The 20,486-nt window shown below is 66.1% G+C and carries 16 protein-coding genes and 2 tRNA genes; 9 read left to right on the top strand and 9 right to left on the bottom strand.

Features of this window, described 5'->3' with window-relative positions; all coding sequences use genetic code 11:
- Positions 1–23 precede the first annotated feature (23 nt).
- Entirely contained in the window at positions 24–275 is a 252-nt protein-coding gene (locus ACUXST_RS03660) for a hypothetical protein (protein WP_458388583.1), read from the top strand.
- Here the strand turns inward: ACUXST_RS03660 and ACUXST_RS03655 are convergent.
- Complete coding sequence (locus tag ACUXST_RS03655) at positions 272–1,228, bottom strand: threonine ammonia-lyase (protein WP_458388582.1); 957 nt, start codon at positions 1,226–1,228, stop codon at positions 272–274. The genes ACUXST_RS03660 and ACUXST_RS03655 overlap by 4 nt on opposite strands.
- 189 nt (positions 1,229–1,417) lie before the next feature.
- Between ACUXST_RS03655 and ACUXST_RS03650 the strand changes: the two genes are divergently transcribed.
- The 3 genes from ACUXST_RS03650 (at position 1,418) to ACUXST_RS03640 (ending at position 4,324) form a co-directional block, all read left to right on the top strand.
- Positions 1,418–2,650: a type III PLP-dependent enzyme gene (locus ACUXST_RS03650; RefSeq protein ID WP_458388581.1), complete on the top strand. Its 1,233-nt coding sequence runs from the start codon at positions 1,418–1,420 to the stop codon at positions 2,648–2,650.
- Positions 2,651–2,775: 125 nt separating this feature from the next.
- Complete coding sequence (locus ACUXST_RS03645; protein WP_458388580.1) at positions 2,776–3,834, top strand: 1,9-bis(guanidino)-5-aza-nonane synthase; 1,059 nt, start codon at positions 2,776–2,778, stop codon at positions 3,832–3,834.
- 64 nt (positions 3,835–3,898) lie between these two features.
- Positions 3,899–4,324, top strand: a complete 426-nt coding sequence (locus ACUXST_RS03640; RefSeq protein WP_458388579.1) for an MAPEG family protein — start codon at positions 3,899–3,901, stop codon at positions 4,322–4,324.
- On the opposite strand, the gene ACUXST_RS03635 is transcribed toward ACUXST_RS03640, so the two are convergent.
- The 5 genes from ACUXST_RS03635 to ACUXST_RS03615 are packed head-to-tail and all read right to left on the bottom strand — an operon-like array spanning position 4,308 to position 10,961.
- On the bottom strand, positions 4,308–5,483 hold the full coding sequence (locus ACUXST_RS03635) for a class I SAM-dependent RNA methyltransferase (protein WP_458388578.1): 1,176 nt from the start codon (positions 5,481–5,483) through the stop codon (positions 4,308–4,310). The genes ACUXST_RS03640 and ACUXST_RS03635 overlap by 17 nt on opposite strands.
- Positions 5,480–6,841, bottom strand: coding sequence for an NAD(P)H-hydrate epimerase (locus ACUXST_RS03630; RefSeq protein ID WP_458388577.1), 1,362 nt, complete (start codon positions 6,839–6,841; stop codon positions 5,480–5,482). The genes ACUXST_RS03635 and ACUXST_RS03630 overlap by 4 nt, the downstream gene beginning before the upstream one ends.
- Positions 6,842–6,851: 10 nt before the next feature.
- Positions 6,852–7,661: a 4-(cytidine 5'-diphospho)-2-C-methyl-D-erythritol kinase gene (locus ACUXST_RS03625; RefSeq protein ID WP_458388576.1), complete on the bottom strand. Its 810-nt coding sequence runs from the start codon at positions 7,659–7,661 to the stop codon at positions 6,852–6,854.
- Complete coding sequence (locus ACUXST_RS03620; RefSeq protein WP_458388575.1) at positions 7,658–9,277, bottom strand: tetratricopeptide repeat protein; 1,620 nt, start codon at positions 9,275–9,277, stop codon at positions 7,658–7,660. Before ACUXST_RS03620 ends, ACUXST_RS03625 begins: the two co-directional genes overlap by 4 nt.
- A gap of 34 nt (positions 9,278–9,311) precedes the next feature.
- Positions 9,312–10,961, bottom strand: a complete 1,650-nt coding sequence (locus ACUXST_RS03615; RefSeq protein WP_458388574.1) for an electron transfer flavoprotein-ubiquinone oxidoreductase — start codon at positions 10,959–10,961, stop codon at positions 9,312–9,314.
- A 59-nt stretch (positions 10,962–11,020) separates the two neighbouring features.
- On the opposite strand from ACUXST_RS03615, the gene ACUXST_RS03610 reads away from it, so the two are divergent.
- The 4 genes from ACUXST_RS03610 to ACUXST_RS03595 all read left to right on the top strand — a co-directional run bounded on the left by ACUXST_RS03610 (position 11,021) and on the right by ACUXST_RS03595 (position 15,063).
- Positions 11,021–11,764, top strand: coding sequence for a uracil-DNA glycosylase family protein (locus tag ACUXST_RS03610; protein ID WP_458388573.1), 744 nt, complete (start codon positions 11,021–11,023; stop codon positions 11,762–11,764).
- Positions 11,761–13,593, top strand: a complete 1,833-nt coding sequence (locus ACUXST_RS03605; RefSeq protein ID WP_458388572.1) for a transglycosylase SLT domain-containing protein — start codon at positions 11,761–11,763, stop codon at positions 13,591–13,593. Before ACUXST_RS03610 ends, ACUXST_RS03605 begins: the two co-directional genes overlap by 4 nt.
- A gap of 44 nt (positions 13,594–13,637) precedes the next feature.
- A complete protein-coding gene (locus tag ACUXST_RS03600) occupies positions 13,638–14,708 on the top strand; it encodes a PA0069 family radical SAM protein (protein WP_458388571.1) in 1,071 nt (356 codons plus the stop codon).
- A gap of 73 nt (positions 14,709–14,781) precedes the next feature.
- Positions 14,782–15,063, top strand: coding sequence for a hypothetical protein (locus ACUXST_RS03595; RefSeq protein ID WP_458388570.1), 282 nt, complete (start codon positions 14,782–14,784; stop codon positions 15,061–15,063).
- A 48-nt stretch (positions 15,064–15,111) separates the two neighbouring features.
- On the opposite strand, the gene ACUXST_RS03590 is transcribed toward ACUXST_RS03595, so the two are convergent.
- The 3 genes from ACUXST_RS03590 to ACUXST_RS03580 form a co-directional block, all read right to left on the bottom strand.
- Positions 15,112–15,188 (bottom strand) — tRNA-Pro (locus ACUXST_RS03590).
- 15 nt (positions 15,189–15,203) lie between these two features.
- Positions 15,204–15,275 (bottom strand) — tRNA-Ile (locus tag ACUXST_RS03585).
- A gap of 47 nt (positions 15,276–15,322) precedes the next feature.
- On the bottom strand, positions 15,323–17,296 hold the full coding sequence (locus ACUXST_RS03580) for a histidine kinase dimerization/phospho-acceptor domain-containing protein (RefSeq protein ID WP_458388569.1): 1,974 nt from the start codon (positions 17,294–17,296) through the stop codon (positions 15,323–15,325).
- 289 nt (positions 17,297–17,585) lie between these two features.
- Between ACUXST_RS03580 and gyrA the strand changes: the two genes are divergently transcribed.
- Complete coding sequence (gene gyrA / locus ACUXST_RS03575; RefSeq protein ID WP_458388568.1) at positions 17,586–20,414, top strand: DNA gyrase subunit A; 2,829 nt, start codon at positions 17,586–17,588, stop codon at positions 20,412–20,414.
- The last annotated feature ends 72 nt before the right edge of the window (positions 20,415–20,486 follow it).

The following is a 20,486-nucleotide window of genomic DNA, read 5'->3' as shown; positions in this document are numbered from 1 at the left end:
CGCCCTCGGGCACATTCGCGCGCATGGCAAGAATCGACCAGGCGCGTCTCGAAGAGGCGTTCGAGCGGATTGAGGAGACGATCCTGCCGTGCATCTCGATGATGCTCGACACGCTGATCGACGCTTCGGAGTCCGTTCCCGGCGATGATCGCCGCTTCCTTGCTGCCGAACTCAAGACGCTCGCTGCGGAGTTGGAAGAGCTCACCCGCGCCGTCGAGCGCTCCAGCCCCGCCCAACTCGACCCCGGTGAGTACAAGGCGCGCGGCGCCGCTTAGCCGCCGACAATCCGGGCATGCAGCGCCGGATCGATGTTCCCGCCGGAAACCAACGCCACGGTGACGCCGTCCACGGGAACCTTGCCCGTCAGAAGTGCCGCCAACGCCGCCGCTCCGCCGGGTTCGACGATAAGCCCGTGACGTTCGAACGCGAAGCGGACCGCCGCCTCGACCTCTTGCTCGGTGACGCTTAGCGCGCGTGCGCCCCGGTCTTTCAAGATCTCGTAGGTTAGCTCCGCGACCCGCGGCGTCTGGAGAGCGTCGCACAGGGTGGGCGATGCATCGGAGTCCACCGGCACGATATGACCAACTTCAAGAGAGCGGCCCATGTCGTCCCAGCCGGCCGGCTCGACGATGACGATCTCCGCATCCGGGCAGGCCAGAGCGATTCCCGACGCCAGGCCGCCGCCGCCGCAAGGGATCACGATTCGGGTCGGCGCGCCCTGCCCTAGCTCAGCCAGCTGATCCAGGATCTCGAGCCCCGCGGTGCCCTGCCCGGCGACGACAGCGGGATCGTCGAAACTCGGGACCACGATCCCACCGGTCTCAGCGGAAATCTTGCCCGCGATCTCCTCTCGGCTCTCCGTGCGCCGGTCGTAAAAGACGATCTCCGCCCCTTCTCCGCGCGTTCCGTCGATCTTTACCTGCGGAGCATCGGCGGGCATCACTATCACGGCCCGGATGTCGATCCGGCGGGCGGCTATCGCCACGCCGCGCGCGTGATTGCCCGATGAGAAGGCGACAACGCCGCGTTGCCGTTCTTCATCGGTTAGCTGCAGCAGGCGATTGGTCGCCCCGCGCAGCTTGAATGCACCCCCCCTCTGAAGGCATTCGCACTTGAGCCAGATCTGCCCGCCCGGCACATCGCTTTCCATCAGCGGCGTCCGCTCCACCAGGTCGGCAAGCCGCTTACGCGCAGCGAGCACGTCCTCGCGCGTGACTGTCTCATTCAAGTCTTTGATCTTTCAGTCCTTTCGACCAACTGTTGCACAGCAACGACAGATCTCGCCGCGCCGGATCAACGCGGGGGCAAAAAACCTTTACTTGGGGGTACCCCCTCCATATATCGCGCCCCGCTGCCCCATGGGACTTCCAACCGCAAGGCAGCTTTGTCCAAACTACCCCGTTGGAGGTCCCTTGAGTTGCACACGCACCATCGCGCGCTGGGGCTAGCTGCCGCCCCGTCCGGCCGCGGAAACGCTGCCGATCTCCTCAAGCTGCGTCCGGCCGAGCCGGTCTGGTTGCTGCGTCCGCATGCTGCGCGCCGCGCCGCGCACTTCTTCGTCGACAAGTTCCCGGGTCGCTCGTTGTATGCGGTGAAGGCGAACCCGGCGCCGGAGCTGCTGCGCATCCTGTGGGATGCCGGCATCACGCACTTCGACGTGGCCTCGATCGGCGAAGTCCGGCTGGTCCACGACACGCTGCCGGAGGCAGTGCTGTGCTTCATGCACCCGGTGAAGGCCGAGGAAGCCATCGCCGAGGCCTATTTCGAGCATGGCGTGCGCACGTTCAGCCTGGACACCATGGACGAGCTGGAGAAGATCGTCTGCGCGACGGCTAGCGAAGGCGTTGCTGCGACCGATCTCAACCTGGTCGTCCGCATCCGCGTCAGCTCGGAGCATGCGAAGCTCAGCCTGGCCTCCAAGTTCGGGGCCGACCCGGTCGACGTGAAGGCGCTGCTCTTCGCGGCTCGCCAGGCGGCCGACGCGCTCGGCATCTGCTTCCACGTCGGCAGCCAGGCGATGACGCCGGCGGCCTTCGCTGAAGCCATGTCGCGGGTTCGGGACGCGATCGTCGATGCCGCCGTCACGGTTGACATCGTGGACGTTGGCGGAGGGTTTCCGTCATCCTATCCTGGCATGGAGCCGCCGCCGCTCGAGACCTATTTCTCGGTCATCCACTCGGCTTTCGAAGCGCTGCCGATCAGCTACTCGGCCGAGCTGTGGTGTGAGCCGGGACGGGCCCTGTGCGCCGAATATGCGAGCCTTCTGGTCCGCGTGGAGAAGCGCCGCGGCGATGAGCTCTACATCAACGAGGGCGCGTACGGCGCACTCTTCGATGCAGCGCACATCAACTGGCGCTATCCCGTCGAGCTGGTCCGCGACCACGAATCCACCGTCCGGCCAATGCCGTTCAGCTTCTACGGTCCCACCTGCGACGACCTCGATCGCATGGCCGGCCCGTTCGAGCTGCCCGCCGACATCGGACCGGGCGACTATATCGAGATTGGTATGCTCGGCGCCTACGGGTGCGCGATGCGTACCCAGTTCAACGGCTTCGGCGTGGGCCTGTCCCGCGTCGTCAGCGACGAGCCGATGGCGAGCCTTTACGCCGGCATCGGTGAGCGGACCCGCTCGAACGTGGTCACGCTCTAGACGAGACACCCTCCGGCCAGCGTGCCGGAGGGAAGCGGAGGGTGAGGCTGTCCCCTCCAAACGAGAACGACATGCCTTGCCTTGGTCTCCCCCGCGTCGGCGGGCGAGCACTATTGGAGTTGGGAATGAACGCCGAAACCAAGATCAACGACACCCGCAAGCAGGAGCTGCTGTCGAGCCCGGTCGAGCATATCGACATCACCAAGTTTGACGCTCGCCCGATCGTCGACGCGATGGGCAAGATGAGCTTCACCAGCCGCGACCTCTCGCGCGCTACCGGCATTTACAACACGATGCTGGAGGACAAGGACTGCTCCGTGATCCTCGTGATCGCGGGCTCGACCTCAGCCGGCGGCTGCATGGACCTCTATGCCGAGCTCGTCCGCTCGAACATGGTCGATGCGATCGTCGCCACGGGTGCCACCATCGTCGACATGGATTTCTTCGAAGCGCTTGGCCACAAGCACTTCCAAGCCAATGAAATCCCTGACGATGACACGCTGCGCTCGCTCTATATCGATCGCATCTACGACACCTACATCGACGAGGAAAAGCTGCAGGATTGCGACCACACCATCGGTGCGATCGCCAACAGCCTGGAGCCTCGCGCCTACAGCAGCCGCGCGTTCATCCGGGAGATGGGCAAGTGGCTGAGCGAGGGGAACGCCAAGAAGCAGGGCAGCCTCGTCCAGCTCGCCTACGAGAACGACGTGCCGATCTTCTGCCCGGCGTTCGTCGACAGCTCGGCGGGCTTCGGGCTCGTCAAGCACCAGGTCGACGCCATGAAGGCCGGCAAGCCCTACATGGTGCTCGACGCGATCGCCGACTTCCGTGAGCTGACGAACCTCAAGATCGAAGCGGGCACCACTGGCCTGCTGATGATCGGCGGGGGCGTTCCGAAGAACTTCACGCAGGACACCGTCGTCTGCGCCGAGATCCTCGGTCACGATGACGTCGAGGTTCACAAGTACGCCGTTCAGATCACGGTTGCCGACGTTCGCGACGGCGCCTGTTCCTCCTCGACGCTTCAGGAAGCGGCGAGCTGGGGCAAGGTCTCCACGGCCATGGAGCAGATGGTTTTTGCCGAGGCTACCTCGGTGCTGCCGCTGCTCGCCAGCGACGCCTACCACCGCGGCGCCTGGAAGAACCGCGAGAAGCGCCGCTTCGCGAAACTGTTCGACTAAGGTCGCCGTTGCCTAAGCACCGGAACTGAAGCACCCTCCCCTGGCAACGGGGGAGGGTTTTTTCATGGAGCACAGTCCATTACTCGGACCGATCGTCGCGCTGGTCGCGTGGTCGATCGTCATGTTCGTGTGGATGGCGGCCAAGCGAGCGCCGATGCTGCGCGGCCGCGATCTTCCGGACGGCAGCCGCGGCGCCGACCTCGAGCGCGCCATGCCCGGCAAGGCGCACTGGCCGGCCCATAATTACGTGCACCTGATGGAGCAGCCCACGGTCTTCTACGCAATCGTGCTCGCGCTGATCATCATGCGCTTCGATTCGCCAATCAACGTATATCTCGCCTGGGGCTATGTCGGCTTCCGGGTCGTGCACAGCGTCGTGCAGTCAACCGTCAACGTCCTGAAGGTTCGCTTTCCTTTATTCCTCGGCGCGACGCTCTGCCTGCTTGGCCTCACCACGCACTCTGCACTGAGGCTCATCCTCGGCCACTGAAGCAGGCGGCAAGTTCGACATGAGTCGACCAGCGGAACTGCCCCACGGGGAGGACCCAGTCGAGGCTGTAGCCGCCGTCGGCCAAGACCCGCGCGTCACGGGCGAAGGTCGCCGGGTTGCAGCTCACATAGGCAATCCGCCGCACTGTTGACCCGGCCAATGCGCGAACCTGTTCTTCCGCTCCCGCTCTCGGCGGATCCAGGATGACAGTTTCGAAATGCTTCAGCTCGTCGGCTGCGAGCGGCCGCCGATAGAGGTCGCGGTGTTCGACGGCGATGCTTGGAGCTGCCCGCTTCAGTGCCGCGGCAGCATCGCGGGAGGCTTCCGCCGCGTAGGCGGCGCCCGCCGCAAGCGCGAAGGTCCCAAGCCCGGCAAAGAGATCGGCGATCCTCCCTCCGCCTGAGACTGCCTCACGCACAGCCTCGACCAGCGCAATCTCGCCGTCCGCAGTCGCCTGAAGAAAGCTCCCGACAGGAAACGTCACCGGAACACCGGACAGCGTGATCGTCGCCGGTCGAGGCTCGAACTGCGTCTCCGGGCCGAGCCCCTGGTCCAGGCTCATTCGAGCCACCCGCCACTCCGTCGCGAAGGACGTCAGCGCCTCGATCGCCTGCAGTCCTTCGACCGCAACACCCTTCAGAAGGACGTCGGCACCCTGGTCGACGAGCGTGAGCTGTACCTCCGCCGTCCTGCGCGGCTCCAGCAGTTCGCTTAGAAGCTGCCGCAACGGCGCGACCAGTGCGAACAGCTCGGGCCGGAGGATATGGCACTCTCGCATATTGATGATGCGGTGCGACTTCTCGGCATTGAAGCCGAGTGCAACGCCCTTGCCCACCTTCAGCGCCCGCAGCGTCGCTCGCCGCCGGCTCTTCGGGGGGGACAGGTGCGGCGTCCGAAGCTCCGTCGCAAGTGCGTGCTGGGCCAGCGCATTCTCGACGCGTGACACAAGGTACCCTTGGTAAGCCTCGTCGTCGGCATGCTGGAGCTGGCACCCGCCGCACTCCGGAAAGTGACGGCAAGGCGGCTCCTGGTGGTGCTTCCCAGGTGCCAGCGCACCATCGTCGAGCGACGCATCTCCGGGCACCCCGAAGGGAACGTGCCGCCCGCTTTCGGTCACGCCGTCGCCGCGCGCCGCGATGCGAACTACCAGTTCGTTCATGCGAGAAGGGCGAGTGCGCGCGGAATCGCCTGCACCAGATCGTCCGCGATCATCGCCGGTCCGGCGATCTCCGCCGCTCGCCCGTGCAACCACACCCCCGCGCAGGCTGCCTCGAATGCCGGAAGTCCCCTCGCGCGTATTGCGGCGATCACTCCCGCCAGCACGTCACCCGTTCCGGCACTAGCGAGCCACGCAGGGGCCGGAGGCGCAAAGGCCAAGCGCCCATCTGGCGAAGCGACCAGCGTATCCGGCCCCTTGTAGACCACAACAGCGCCGCTCACGCGCGCTGCGGCTAACGCACGCTCCGGCTTCGAGCCGGGCAGCTGGCCGAACAGCGTCCGGAACTCCCCTTCATGGGGCGTGATGATCGCGTCCTGACCTTTCAGGCGCTCCGGCTCGCCGAGGTGCGTGATCCCGTCGGCATCGATCACCTTGGGCGCCCGTGACGTCAGCGCCAGCGTCAGCACCTGGGGGATGTCGCCCAGGCCCGGCCCGACGAGCAGGCAACCGATCCGTTCGTCGTTCACAGGTGCCGTATCCATCTGCACCACGGCATCGGGCAAACCCTGGATCGGTTTCGACGTACTCACCCGCACATACCCTGCGCCTGACCGCGCCGCAGCGCTCGCGGAAAGGGCTATGGCGCCGGGCATGGTCCCGGCAAGCGCATGCACCAGCCCGCGCGTGTACTTGTGTGCGCCAGGATCAAGCCGCGGGAGCTCGGGAGCGTAAATCTCGTGCCATGCGGCTTCCGCCGCCACCCCGATGTCGGCCAAGGCCACGCGGCCGCACTTCGTCATCGCCGGAAACAGTAGGTGCGCAGGCTTCAGAGCCCCGAAGGTGACCGTCAGATCGAACCTTGGGACGCGCCCCAGCTCGGCGCCGCTGTCCGTCTCCACGCCGCTCGGCACGTCACAGGCGACGCGCACGACTGCGCGATCGCAGAGATGTTGAAAGGCCAAGAAAGCATTTTCTTGCAGGCCTCTCTTCAGACCTGTTCCGAACAGCGCATCAATCAACAAGGGAGCGCTGGCGGTCTCATTCGAGAGCGGCTCGACCTGGCCGCTCCATTGCTCTCTCGCCCATTTCGCCGCGTCCGTCCTTGGCTCGGCAAGTGCTGCCACCCGGACCTCGACGCCCAGCTCAGCCAGATGGCGCGCAGCGACATATCCGTCGCCGCCATTATTACCGGGCCCGCACAGGATCAGCGTTTCTCGCGGCCCCACGTACCGGTAAGCTGCCTCGGCAAGCGCCGCCCCGGCCCGCTCCATCAATTGCTCGACAGTACTTCCCGCCGCGATTGCGGCATCTTCGGCAGCGCGCATCACTTCGGCGGAGAGGATCGGGCGCGGCGTCATCGCAGCGCCCCTATCGCAAGTTGGTCGGCAGGCGCCACCACTCGCTCGGGACCCTGTCGGCCGCCGCATCGCGCGACGCTTGGTCCGCGAACAATCCAAAACAGGTCGCCCCCGATCCCGACATCCGCGCGAAGTCCACGCCCGGCTGGTCCCTGAGCCAGGCGAGAACCTCCTGGATCTTGGGCACTTCCGCGAGGGCCGGCGGCTCCAGGTCGTTCCTGCCCGCGCGCCAATCGCCGAGCGGGCCACGATCCACCCCGTCCCAGCCCGCAAAGACTGCCCCTGTGGAAAGCGCCACGCGTGGATTCACCAGGAGGACAGGCGTGCCCGACACGTCAGAGCAATCGGCCGGGGTTAGTTGATCCCCCGCTCCCTCCCCCCTCGCAGGCAAGCTTAACAGGCACGCCGGCACGTCACTTCCCAATCCAGGCGCAACTTGCACAGCGAATGCCGGGTCGATGCTCCAGAGCGCGGTCAACAACCGCAGCGCCGCTGCAGCATCTGCTGATCCGCCGCCGATTCCCGAAGCGACGGGCAGATTCTTCTCGAGCCGAATGGCCGCTCCGTGGGTAACCCCCGCCGCAAGTCTGAGCGCCTCGGCAGCCCGCAAGACGAGGTTGTCACCCTGCGAGGACAGCTCGGCCGCAAACGGTCCCGAGATTTCCAGCGACAAGTCTTCCGCGGCCGCGGCGCTCAGCCGGTCGCCGTCCGTGCAGAACGCAAAAATCGTTTCGATTGAATGCCGCCCATCGGGCAACCGTCCGCGCACGTGCAGGGCGAGGTTTAACTTGGCCGGCGCGATCTCCCGCGCCGGGCTCAAGGCGCGGCGTTGCCCGGAGCGAGGCCCGACGCGAGTTTCGCCTTCACTCGGCCGGCGATCTCGTCCTCAGCCGTGACCAGTGCCGCAGCCCAGGCAAAGCGCGCTTCGAGATGCTCGCCATTGCTGAACAGCGCGTCGCCGAGATGCTCCTGGATTTCGGCCTGGTCGGGATCCTTCTCGGCCGCGCGCTGCAGAGTGGATATGGCGTCGCCGACCTTGCCGCGCTTGAACTGCGCCCAGCCGAGCGAATCCGTGATCGACGCATCGTCGGGCGCAAGTGCGCTCGCCTTGCGGATCATCGCTTCGGCAGCGTCGACGTTCTGGCCGCGCTCGAGCTCCGCATATCCGAGGAAATTCAGCAGCAGCGGCTGATCCGGCGCGATCGCCAGCGCCTGCTGGAGCGCCGTACGAGCCTCCGGCCAACGGTTCGAATTCTCCAGCGCGTTGGCCTGTACCAGCAGCAAGGGCCACAATTCCTGCTTCAGGCCCTGCGACCGCGCGACCGCCACGGCCCGCGCATAGACTCCAGCAGCTTCGCTCTGCCGCTTCATTGCAGTGTAGACGTCCCCAAGCCGCGTCAGGTCGTCCACCGTCGGCTCTGGACGACCCGCGAGAGGCGCCGCGAGCGCGTAAGCCTCGTCGAACCGCTTCTCGTCGGTGAGAATCCGCACCTGAAGGTCGCGAATGCGGGGAGCCAGGGGATCGTCGTCCGTGACGCCGCGCAGGACGTCCAGCGCCTGGCCCGCGTGGCCGGCGTCGTTGTACACCAGCGCAAGCAGCATGGTCGCGCTGCTGTTGCGCGGATCGGCGTAGCGCGCCACCTGCACAAGCGTCAGCGGCGGCGCTGAGTGCTGCAGCTTCGCCACTTCGCCCGCGAAGGCAATCAGCGTTTCGCTGTAGGCCTTGGCGCCCGTGTCGATGGTGCTGTTGTTGCGCTTGCGCTGGCGGATGCGCTCCTCGGCCGGGCGGGTACCGGTGCCGAGACCCTGCACCATGGCCAACGCATTCGGCTGGTCGCCGGCGGCAAGGAAGCCATCCGCGTATGCCAGCCGCAGCCTGGCCTCCCGCGAACCGGCGCTTGAGGCCGCGCGTTCCGCAAGCGGAGCTGCTTCCGCCGTGCGCCGAAACTTCAACAGGATGAAAGCGCGTTCTTCTTCCCGCATGGGCGCAAGCAGGCTGCTCGCCGGCATTGCGTCGAGCACTTGCAGTGCCCGGGCCATGTTGCCGCGGTCCGCCGCCGCCCAGGCGCTGACCAGCGGGGTGAGGAAATCGAGGTTTCCGCCGCCGCCCGGAGCCAGCCAGGTGAGCGCACGTTCGTCGCGGCCACGCCGCAGCTCTTCCGCAGCCAGCAGCAGCCGGGCATCGGGAGTGAGCTGCGCCGCCGGCATTTGGCTCGCAAGCTGCAGCGCCAGGTCCATCCGGCCGGCACTGACCGCTTCCGACATCGCCTTGTGCGCAAGATCGCCCTGGCCCGGTTGAGAGACGGCGAGCGATGCAAGCAACGTCGCCGATCGCGCATGGTCGCCGTCCATTGCTGCGGCCCGCGCCTGCAGGTAGGTCAGCCCAGGATCGCTGGAGGCGACCCGAAACCGGGCCAGCGACGGCGCCGGAGCCATGAGGAGCGCGGCAAGCGCACCTCCCGCCAGCCACTTACATGTTCGGGTAATTGGGGCCTCCGCCGCCTTCGGGAGTGACCCAGTTGATGTTCTGGGTCGGATCCTTGATGTCGCACGTCTTGCAGTGGACGCAGTTCTGGGCGTTGATCTGCAGGCGCGGCTCGCCATCGGCTTCCTCGACAAACTCATAGACTCCCGCCGGGCAGTAACGCTGCTCGGGCCCGTCATACACCGGCAGGTTGATGGCGGTCGGTATGTCCGGGTCCTTGAGCGTCAGATGAACCGGCTGATCCTCTTCATGGTTCGTGTTGGACACGAACACCGACGAGAGGCGATCGAAGGTAAGCACGCCGTCCGGCTTCGGATAGATAATCGGAGCACTGTGGTCGCGGCGCCGGAGCCGCGTGTGGTCGGCCTTGTGCTTGAGCGTCCACGGCAGACCCAGTCCAAGGTGGCCCAGCCACATGTCGAGCCCGGCATAGAGCGTTCCGGCGACCCCGCCCCAGTGCGCGACTGCCGGCTGCGCATTGCGGACCGTCTTCAGCTCCTTGACGATCCAGCTCTCGTGAAGCGCCTCAGGGTAGGAATCGAGCACATCGGCGCTCCGGTCGTCGCCGATGGCGGCAAACGCCGCCTCGGCAGCAAGCATCCCCGACTTCATGGCCGTATGCGTGCCCTTGATCCTCGGCACGTTCACGAACCCTGCCGAGCAGCCGATCAGCGCTCCGCCCGGGAACGCCAGCTTGGGGATGGCCTGATAGCCACCCTCGTTGATCGCACGCGCCCCATAGGACACCCGCCGGCCGCCCTCGATCTCGGCACGGATCGCGGGATGGGTCTTCCAGCGCTGCATCTCTTCGAAGGGAGAGAGGTAGGGATTTGAATAGTCGAGCGCGACGACAAACCCGAGCGCGACCTGATTGTTCTCCTGGTGGTACAGGAACCCGCCGCCCCACGCGTCCGTGAGCGGCCAACCCTGCGTATGGATCACTCGGCCGGGCTTATGTTTTTCCGGAGGAACGTCCCACAACTCCTTGACGCCCAGTCCGAAGACCTGTGGCCCGCTCTCGTCTCGAAGTCCGAAGATTTCGGTCAGCCGCTTGGTGAGATGGCCGCGCGCCCCCTCGGCGAAAAAGGTATAGCGAGCGTGCAGCTCCATGCCCGGCTGGTAGTCGGCGCGGTGGCTGCCATCCCTGGCGATTCCCAGGTCGCCGGTGGCAACGCCGCGGACCGCGCCATCTTCAGTGTAGAGGATCTCGCCGGCCGGAAACCCCGGAAAAATCTCGACTCCAAGCTCCTCCGCTTGTCCCGCCAGCCACCGGCACAGATTGCCGAGGCTCAGCGTGTAGGTGCCGCGGTTGCGCATGAATGGCGGCATCAGCAGCTCTGGCATCTGCCACTTGCGGCGGCCGCTCAGGATCCAGTGGTAGTTCTCCGTCACCGGCACCGTCAGCGGTGCGCCCCGCTCCTTCCAGTCTGGGATCAGCTCGTTGAGCGCCGTCGGATCGACGACTGCACCCGACAGGATATGAGCGCCGACCTCGCTGCCCTTCTCCAGGATGCAGACCGAAAGGTCGCGCCCGGCGGCGTTTGCGAGCTGCTTGAGGCGGATCGCAGCGCTAAGCCCCGCAGGGCCTGCGCCGACGATGACCACGTCGTACTGCATGGATTCCCGCTCGGTCATTGTCCTCCTGTCGCGTCGTCCACACAATTCGACTCATCTGCCCTGCCAATTCCTTGACCATGGCGTCAATGGCAGGCGAGGAAGTCGGCGTGGGTGGGGACCTTGAACCGATCGGCGCAGCGGAGGCGCGAAGCGCTCTAGCCTGGTGGCTCGAGGCTGGCGTCGATGTCGCCGTACAGGAACAGCCGCGCAACTGGCTCAAACCTGCGCCGCCGGCGGTCCCACTGCCGAACGCCAAGGCGCCGGAGCCCGTCGCCGAGCCGCTGCCCGAAACATTGCCCGAGTTCCGCGAGTGGCTGTCGTCGAGCAGCCAGCTGCCCATGGCGCGTCCAGGCGCGCGCCGCATTCTCCCGCACGGGCCGGACGAAGCCGCAGTCATGCTTCTCGCCGAAGCGCCCGCTCCCGAAGATGCCGCTGCCGGCCAGCCGATTGGCGGCGATGCCTGGCAGCTTGCCGAACGAATGCTCAAGGCCATCGGACTGTCCCTTGAAGAAGCCTACAGCGCCTCGCTATCCTGCGTTCACGCGCCCGGCGCCCGGCTCGGGCCAAAGGAGCGGGAAGCGTGCGGCGAGATCGCCCGCCGCCACGTCCGCCTCGCCAAGCCGCAGCGCCTACTGCTGCTCGGCGACGGTCCTTGCGTTGCGCTGCTCGGCAAACGTCTCGTCGAAGCGCGCGGCCACGTTCACAAGGTCGAGGGCGTGCGCACTGTCGCCACCTTCCACCCCCGCCATCTTATTAATCGCCCCTTAGACAAGTCCTTGGCATGGAAGGACTTGTTGTTGCTGATGGAGACCGAGTCTTGAAGTCGGGACTGATTGCTTTCGGAGCGTTGATTTGGGCCGCGCCGGTGCTTGCGCAGTCGGCGCAGGACCCGCTCGCGCCGCTTACGGCCCAGCCCGCCCCCCCTGCGACTCAGGCGCCGGTCTATCAGCCGGCACCTCGCACGGTGCCGAATCCCTACGCGATGCAGCCGACCTATTCTCCGGTCGTGCAGGTTCCCGGCGCACCGTCATATGCCGCGCCCCCACCGCAGCCGGTCGCGACAGTGGTCGTTCCCCGCAACTGGCGCGGCGTTTTCGACGCGATCGACTCCGGCAATTGGGCGTCGGCACAGGCCGGCATCGCAACTCTGCCGCCGAGTATTCTCACGCCAGTCGCCAAGGCCGAGCTCTATACCGCCAAGGGCTCGCCGACCGTCGACCTTTATTCGATTCAGACGCTGCTGGCCCAGGCGCCGGAGCTCCCCCAGGCCAACCAGCTGGCGCTCATGGCGCTGCGCCGTGGCGCAGTGACTCCGCCGCTGGTTATCCCGGAGCGTCCCACCGTGAACCTTGGCTCGGCCCCGGTCCGCTACCGCGCTCGCCCCATCCAGGGTGAGCCGTTCGCGGACCAGCTCCGAACCGTTCTCGACCCCTTCATCAAGGCCAATGATGCGAGCAGCGCCGAAGCCGCCCTGCTGACCTACACGCCGCAAATGTCCGCCGAAGCGCGGGCGGAGGCCGGGCAGCGGGTCGCCTGGGTCTATTACGTAGCGGGTCTCGACATGGATGCCCGCCGCGTCGCGGACACGTGGCGCGTCGGCGCGACGGGTGAATGGGCGGCTCAATCCGCATGGGTGTCCGGTCTCGCTTCATGGCGTCTCGGCGATTTCGAAAGCGCCTCCCGAGCATTCCGCCAGGTCGCAGCGCTCAGCGACCAGCGCGAGCTTCGTGCCGGAGGCTATTACTGGATGGCGCGCGCAGAACAGGCATGCGGCCGCCCCCGCTCTGTCGAACCCATGCTCCGTCAGGCCGCCCAGTCGCCCGAGAGCTTTTACGGGCTGCTTGCACGCGAGACGCTCGGAATGGACACCCGGCTGCCGTCCGAAGCCAGCCTCTACCGCGACCCCGGCGTCGATCAGCTCCCGAACGTTCAGCGCGCCATGGAGCTGACCCGGATTGGCGAGCCTGCCCTCGCCGAGGAGATGCTGCGCCATCAGGCAAAGATCGGCTCCCCGGCCGAGCATCACGCGCTCATCGAACTTGCCAAGCGCCTCGACCTCCCGGCGGCGCAGCTTTGGCTCGCGAACAACGGCCAGCGCGGAGCCGTTGCCCACACCGCCGACCGTTACCCCAATCCCCGCTGGAGCCCCCCAGCCGGCTGGCGCGTCGATCCGGCGCTCGCCTTTGGTCACATCGTGCAGGAGTCCGCGTTCCGCCGGACAGCGATCAGCGGCGCCGGTGCGGTCGGCCTGATGCAGGTCGTTCCTGGCACCGCCGGCGACATCGCACGTGCTCGCGGCACGACTCTGGGCTCACTCACCAACGCCGAGACCAATCTCGAATATGGGCAAAGCGTCATCGAGCGCATGCGCGGGTCCGCGTACACGGCCGGTCAGCTTCCCAAGGTCATCGCGTCCTATAACGCCGGGCTGACTCCTGTCGCCCGCTGGGCATCGATCAATGACAAGGGCGACCCGCTGCTGTGGATCGAGTCCATCCCCTACTGGGAGACCCGCTACTACGTGCCCGCGGTGCTGCGGAACATGTGGGTCTATCAAGGCCTCAGCGGCGAGCAGACGACCACTCTAAAGTCCATGGCCGAGCATCGCTGGCCGGCCTTCCCGGCGGGCATGAGTCGCATCCGCCAGTAGCGTTCGTTCTTGTTCTGTTCTGGATGGCGGCATAGGATGCTGCCATGCCGGTCGAGTCGAGCAACGGACGTGGGGCAACCCGCAACGTCACCCCCACGCGCTTCAACCTGAAGGAGCGCATTGCCGAGGGCGAATGGCTGGACGAGGTCGAGGCGCTCGACGGCGTCCCGCGGCGGCGGACAACTGTCACGATCGAGCATCCCCGTTCGATCCTGACGCGCAATAGCTCGCCCGACATCGGCTTCGACCGTTCGGTGAATGCCTACCGGGGCTGCGAGCACGGCTGCATCTACTGCTTCGCACGGCCGACCCATGCCTATCACGACCTGTCCCCAGGCGTGGATTTCGAATCGCGTCTGTTCGTGAAGCCGAACGCCGCGCAGCTGCTGCATTCCGCGCTCTCGCGGCCCGGGTACGAATGCCGTCCGATCGCCATGGGCACCAACACCGATCCCTATCAGCCAATCGAGGAGCGCTGGCGTGTCACCCGTTCGCTCATCGAGATGCTGCTAGAAACCCGGCACCCGTTCACGATCACGACCAAGTCGGACCGCGTGCTGCGCGATCTCGACCTGCTCAAGCCCGCCGCCGAGCTTGGGCTCGCGGCAGTCGCGATTTCGATCACCTCGCTCGAGCCGCAAACCGCCCGAACTCTGGAGCCGCGGGCCCCGCAGCCGCGCAAGCGCCTCGCTGCGGTGAAGGCGCTTAACGACTCCGGGGTGCCTTGCTCGGTGGCGATTGCCCCGGTCGTGCCGCAGATCACAGATCACGAGCTGGAGCATATCGTCGAAGCGGCTGTCGAGGCGGGCGCTGCCGGCGGATTCTACCTGCCGGTGCGCCTGCCGCACGAGGTTGCGCCGCTGTTCCGCGCCTGGCTCTACGAGCACTACCCCGACCGGGCGGCGAAGGTGATGGCGACCATCAACTCGCTCCGCGGCGGCCGCGATAACGACCCGAATTTCTTCAGCAGAATGCGCGGGCAAGGACCATGGGCCGACCTGCTCCACACGCGTTTCGCGATCGCCTCCAAGAAATATGGGCTGCGCCAGGCGAAGTTCCCGCTGCGGAGCGATCTCTTCCGTCCGCCCGAAGGCAATCAGATGCGACTACTCTAATCCGAGAGCCGCGGTTTCGAGCCGGACCCGAAACGGCAGTAGCGGCGTTGAGCGGAAAACCAGGAGGCAAACCATGCGCATCGCTCTTCTCATTCCGTTGCTTCTGCTCGGCGCCTGCAACGTCAGCAAGGACGGCAACGCCCTCACGGTCCAGTACGACCAGAACACCGCGGAAAACACGGCCGCCGACATCGGCAACGCTGCGCAGAACATCGCAGGCGACATCGGCAACGACGTCGAGAAGACCGGCGACAAGATCGACAACAAGGTCGTCGTGAGAAACTCGACGGACTCCGACGGCAACACCACGACCACGACGACCACGACGACAACCGAAAACAAGACCACGAAGTAGCATAAGGGGCGGGAGCCGCGGCGGCTCCCGCTTCCGCCTATGAAAAGATGGTCGGGGAGACAGGATTCGAACCTGCGACCCTCTGCTCCCAAAGCAGATGCGCTACCAGACTGCGCTACTCCCCGACGATTTCCGCGCGGTGGGCCCGGCAGGATTCGAACCTGCAACCTAGCCGTTATGAGCGGCCGGCTCTACCGTTGAGCTACAGGCCCGGCCCCGCGCCTGCAACCGGATAGACGGGCTGGAACGCGCCGCCAAGTCAGGCGGAGGGAAGTATCAGGGTTATGCCGGCGCGGGTGGTCGCGAGGTCCCCGCCGGCTATGCGCGCCAGACCACGCACCAGCCGGAGCGTGAAGCCCACCCGGAGCTCCGTCCCCTCCCCTGCCGATGTCGCGTCGAACAACTGCTGGTCGGTTGCGCCCCGGAGCGAATGCGGGCGGCTGATCGAGAACCGGCAGGTGCCATATGCCTCCGAGACCGTGAGCTGAAGCCGCTCTTCCGCCCGCGCATGTTCGATGATCGTCGCGCACAGTCGATACAGCAGCCGGTCGAGCAGCTCGGGTTCGACCCGGCACGCGCCGACTTCCGCTCCGCTCGAAACGTCCAGCTCGACGTCGCGAGCCGCGGCTAGCTCCCGGAGCGAGACGGACAGGCTTTCCACCTGCTCGGCGAGGTGGCTGCGGGGGTCGGCGGCAGCGCTCGAAGAATGAAGCTGGGCCGCGAAGTCGAGGTCGTCGATCGCGCCGAGCAGCAAGCGTGCTTGCCCGACGATGTCACCGGCGCGTTCGCGATACCGGCGATCAGCAGGGCCCAGATACTGTCCCTCAATGATCTCGGCGAACCCAATGATCGCGTTCAACGGCGTCTTTATCTCGTGGACTAGTTCGCGAAGCGACTCCCGGTCGGCGAGAACGTCGCCCGCGGCGTCCGGCTCTGCGCTTTGGGGCGGCACATCACGGATCGCGATGCCGCGATAACCGGCAAAGCGGCCATCGGCGGGGTCGAAAGCGGGCACGCCACTCACCTTCCACTCGCCGGACGCCAGGCCTTCACCGGCAATCACCAGCGAAGCATCGCGGAACGGCGCCCGCATGGAAAAAGCTCGAGCCATTTCCGCGTCAACGCGACCGCCGCTTTCGTCGTCGCTGCGGGCAATGGACCGCCCGATCAAGGCACCGCGCGGAACTCCATCCACCCAGGCGATCAGGCCGGACGGCTGGCATTCCCAACGGAACAGGCCCGGCGCTCCAAATACGGCCGGCTGTGCGACCGCCGGCGGCGCATTCTCCTCGAGAGGGGCACGCCTGCGCCGCAGGTCTTCGATCCGGGCGATCAGTTCGCTGAGCGAAGGAGCCGGCGAGGCTGGCGCGGGCGCAGCACCAACCATGCTCTCCGGCTCAGGTCGTGGATGAACTTCCGCCACCTGCTCAGGCTCAGGCTCAGGCTCAGGCTCAGGCTCAATCACGTCCTCGGCGGCCTCCAAAGCCGTCTCTGCAACTTCCGCCTCTGCAACCTCGAGGCCCACTGCCGTTTCGGCCAGGACCTCACCGTACCGCGTAATCTCGGTTTCGAGCAGCGTCAGGACGTTCACACCTTCAGAGGATTGTTCATCAGCTTCGGTGGCTACCGGACGATCCGACGCTTCTGCTTCAACCGTGGCCGCCGGCTCCGGCTCGGCCTCAGTCTCAATCTTCGGCTCGGCCTCGGTCTCAAGGTCCGGCTCGGGCTCGGTCTTAAGCTCCGGCTCGGCCTCGGTCTCAAGGTCCGGCTCCGGCCCGGCCTGCGCTTGAATTTCCGGTTCCGGCGCTGCGGCTTCCGCTGTGTCAGCGATCTCGTTCGTCGGGGCGGCTTCCACTTCCGACTGCAAGGTTGCGACAAATCGGCGGGTCTCGGGGTCCGCGGACTCCAGAAGGGCCGTCCACTGCGATGGCTGAAGGTTCGCAGCGGCAAGGATCGGGGCGGAAACGGACAGCTTGTCTGCAGCAAAGCATTCGAGAAGGCCGAGCGGCAGTGGCAGGGCCGCAATCGAGCGGGCTGCGGCAGCACGCAGTGGCTCGTCGACCTGCGCCGCTTCGCTGCGGATCGTTGCAAGTGCTCGCATCACGGCCGGGCTGGCCAGGTTCGTCCCCTGCCTGGCGACGAGGTCGACCAGCTGGCGCCAGCGCACGGCGACGTCGTGCCGGTTGCCCGCAGGCTGGTTCAGAACCGTTAGCAGGCGATCGTCGAACCTCACTCTTTTCCCTAATCCTCGCGAAGAACGAAGCAGGCTCTAGGCGACTGGCCCGCCGCCGCTAAGTAGGGACTCTTCACTCGTCTCCAAATGGTACAGGCCGCATCGCAGGCGGGACACCGCGCCGCCAGCAGGCGACCGAGCAAAAAGCTGCTCTAGCCATCGCCCGAACGTCGCGCGCGCGTACACGCGCGGGGTGGCGCTGGAGCTGTTGATGCACTAGATCGTGGGTGGGGGTTCCGGGGGTCTGCCACGATCCCCCACAAGCACATCCAACCGACAGGATTTCTACTTGGCCACCGTACCGCCCACCAGCGACAGCGACATCAATCCCACTCCTCCCGGCGGCGGCAGCGACATCGCTCCGATCTCCATCGTCGAGGAGATGAAGACCAGTTACCTCGACTATGCGATGAGCGTCATCGTCAGCCGCGCGCTGCCCGACGTTCGCGATGGGTTGAAGCCGGTCCACCGCCGTATTCTCTACGCCTGCCAGGAAGCCGGCTACGTCGCCGGACGACCCTACCGCAAGTCGAGCCGCATCGTCGGCGACGTCATGGGTAAATATCACCCGCATGGCGACAGCGCGATCTACGATGCCCTCGCCCGGATGACCCAGGACTGGTCGATGCGGGTGCCGCTGATCGACGGCCAGGGCAACTTCGGCTCCATGGACCCGGATCCGCCCGCAGCCATGCGGTACACGGAAGCGCGGCTGGCCAAGGTCGCGAACTTCCTGCTCGGCGACATCGACCGGGATACTGTCGACTTCACACCGAATTACGACGCGTCGGAGAGCGAGCCGCAGGTCCTCCCCGCCCGCTTCCCGAACCTGCTGGTGAACGGCGCCGGCGGTATCGCGGTCGGCATGGCGACCAACATTCCGCCGCACAATCTGGGCGAAGTGCTCGCCGCCTGCCGCGCATATATCCATGATCCTGCGGTCAGCTCCGAAGCGCTGATGGACCATGTGAAGGGCCCGGACTTCCCCACCGGCGGCTTCATCCTCGGCTTGTCGGGCATACGCAGCGCCTACACGACGGGCCGCGGCTCGGTGATGATGCGCTCGCGCTATCACGTCGAGGAAGGCCGCGGCGACCGCCGCTCTATCGTCCTCACCGAAATCCCCTACCAGGTCGGCAAGAACGGCCTTGTCGAGAAGATCGCCGAAGCCGCCAAGGACAAGCGGATCGAGGGCGTCTCCGACATCCGCGACGAGTCAAATCGCGAAGGCGTCCGCGTCGTCATCGATCTCAAGCGGGACGCCACTGCCGAAGTCGTGCTCAACCAGCTGTGGCGGCACACGCCCGCCCAGTCGAGCTTCCCGGCCAACATGCTGGCGATCCGCGGCGGCCGCCCGGAGACGCTGACCCTCCGCGACATCATCGAGAGCTTCGTCAAGTTCCGCGAGGAGGTCATCACCCGCCGCGCCAAGTTCGAGTTGCTCAAGGCACGCGAACGCGCTCACATCTTGCTTGGCCTGGTCGTCGCGGTGACCAACCTCGACGAGGTTGTCCGGCTAATCCGCGGTTCGGCAAGCCCGGCAATCGCCCGCGAGAAGCTGCTCGAGCGGGAGTGGCCGGGAGACCAGATCCGCTCCTACATCGCACTCGTCGAGGCCGTGGAGCCACAGGCAGCGGGCGAAACCTACCGGCTCAGCGAGACCCAGGTCCGCGCCATCCTTGAACTCCGCCTGCACCGCCTGACGGCCCTTGGCCGCGATGAGATCGGCAATGAGCTTGAAGGCCTCGCCAAGAGCATCGGCGAGTTGCTCGAGATCCTGGCCAACCGCGCTCGCCTCTACGAGGTCATGCGCGAGGAGTTCGACGAGGTCGAAGCCGAGTTCGCGACCCCACGGCGGACCGAGCTGGCGCCGGCCGCCGATGGTATCGACGACGAGGACTTGATCGAGCGCGAAGACATGGTCGTGACCGTGACTCTCGGCGGCTACATCAAGCGCAGTCCCCTCTCCGTGTTTCGCGAGCAGAAGCGCGGCGGCAAGGGCCGCGCCGGAATGGCGACCAAGGAAGAGGACGCGGTGACGACGCTGTTCGTCACGTCCACCCACAACCCCGTGCTGTTCTTCTCCACGTTCGGTCGCGTCTATCGGATGAAGGTTTGGAAGCTCCCCGAAGGCGGCCCGAACACTCGCGGCCGGCCCATGGTCAACCTGCTGCCCCTGGCGGCGGGGGAGTCGATTTCGACCGTTCTTGCTCTGCCTGAGGACGAAGCCGAATGGGGCGACCTGCACATCATGTTCGCAACGGCGAACGGCACGGTACGGCGCAACAGCATGGCTGCGTTCACCAACATCCCCACGGCCGGCAAGATTGCCATGCGATTTGGCACCGGCCCCGCCGAAGAGGTCGAAGGTGACGACAGCGACGAGCAGGCGGACACGACCGACCGGCTGATCGGCGTGGAATTGCTCTCCGAAGGGGACGACGTCCTGCTCGCCACCCGACACGGCAAGGCAATCCGCTTCAAGGCGACCGACGTGCGAGAGTTCCAGTCACGCACTTCGACGGGCGTCCGCGGCGTTCGCCTGCTTCCCGGCGATGAAGTCATCTCGATGTCGATTCTCCACCGCGTCGGCACCACGCAGGAGGAGCGCGAAGCTTATCTGCGCTTCGCCCCGTGGAAGGGCGAGAAGGAAGGCGATTGCCCGATCTCGGCCGACCGGATCGCCGAGCTTCACGAGAAGGAACAGTTCATCCTCACCGTGACGGAGAACGGCTACGGCAAGCGCTCGTCCGCCTACGAATACCGCCGTACCAACCGCGGCGGCCAGGGAATCACCAACATCGACACCTCGCAGCGCAACGGCTGCGTCGTCGCCAGCTTCCCGGCCCGTCCAGGCGAACAGCTGATGCTGGTGACGGACCAGGGCAAGGTGATCCGCACCACCGTCGGCAGCATCCGGATCGCGGGCCGCAACACCATGGGCGTCACGATCTTCAAAGTCGCCGACAACGAGCACGTGGTCAGCGTTGCGAAGATCGAAGAGAACGATGAGGAGGATCTCGAGATCGAGGGTGGCGACGAGGAAATCGCGCCGACGGAGGACGCGGTCATCGGCGAAAGCGAACTCCAGAAGCCGGCCGACCCGGAAACCGAGTAAGCAACTCGGCGCTGCGACGAGCGGCGGAAACCTCCGTCGCTCGCTCCGCGTTCTCTTGTTCAAGAATGATCA

The organism is Sphingomonas sp. F9_3S_D5_B_2, assembly GCF_054263715.1.
Note: the sequence above shows the minus strand (reverse complement) of the source record. Positions and strands in the feature narration are given on the sequence as shown.